This window comes from Microbacterium testaceum (assembly GCF_001476655.1).
Classification (GTDB): Bacteria; Actinomycetota; Actinomycetes; order Actinomycetales; family Microbacteriaceae; genus Microbacterium; species Microbacterium testaceum_C.
The window spans coordinates 1-863 of the sequence record NZ_LDRT01000229.1 but is presented as its reverse complement, the minus strand read 5'-3'; the positions used below and the strand labels follow the sequence as shown (position 1 = coordinate 863).

Genomic DNA, 863 nt, shown 5'->3' with positions numbered 1-863 from the left:
GGGTGGGAGCGCGGGGGACGGTAGACTATTCGGTTACCGAGTCGTAACCTAAATCCATTACTGACCGGTAACTCAATGAGGAGTTGTCATGCCGCAGACCTACCGCGAACTCGTCGCCGAGCTGCGCGAGCGACGCGAGGCGATCGCGAAGGGCGGACCGGATGCCGCGCGCGAACGCCACGTCACCCGCGGCAAGATGCTCGCCCGCGACCGCATCGATGCGCTCCTCGACGTCGGGAGCCCGTTCCTCGAGGTCGCTCCGCTCGCCGCGTACGACCTGTACGGCGGCGACTGCCCGGCGGGCGGTGTGGTCGCCGGCATCGGTCTGGTCCACGACCGGCACGTCATGGTGGTCGCCAACGACGCGACGGTGAAGGGCGGCAGCTACTTCCCGATCACGGTGAAGAAGCACCTGCGCGCGCAGGAGATCGCCGCGGAGAACCGCCTGCCGTGCATCTATCTCGTCGACTCGGGCGGCGCCTTCCTCCCGATGCAGGACGAGGTGTTCCCCGACCGCGACCACTTCGGCCGCATCTTCTACAACCAGGCGCGGATGTCGCGCGACGGCATCCCGCAGATCGCCGCCGTGCTCGGCTCGTCGACCGCGGGCGGCGCATACGTCCCGGCGATGAGCGACGAGACCGTGATCGTGCGGAACCAGGGCACGATCTTCCTCGGCGGGCCGCCCCTGGTGAAGGCCGCGACCGGCGAGGTCGTCAGCGCCGAGGACCTCGGCGGTGGGGCGGTCCACACGAGGGTGTCGGGGGTCGCCGACCACCTCGCCGAGAACGACGAGCATGCGCTGCGCATCGTGCGCGACATCGTCGAGACGCTCCCTTCCCCCGCAGAGCGGATGCCAGAGC

1 protein-coding gene is annotated in these 863 nt (G+C 69.3%); it reads left to right on the top strand.

The features are described 5' to 3' along the window. Window positions 1–88: 88 nt before the first annotated feature. Window positions 89–863: carboxyl transferase domain-containing protein (locus NS220_RS18615; RefSeq protein ID WP_275934692.1), on the top strand; the 775-nt coding region annotated here is incomplete at its 3' end.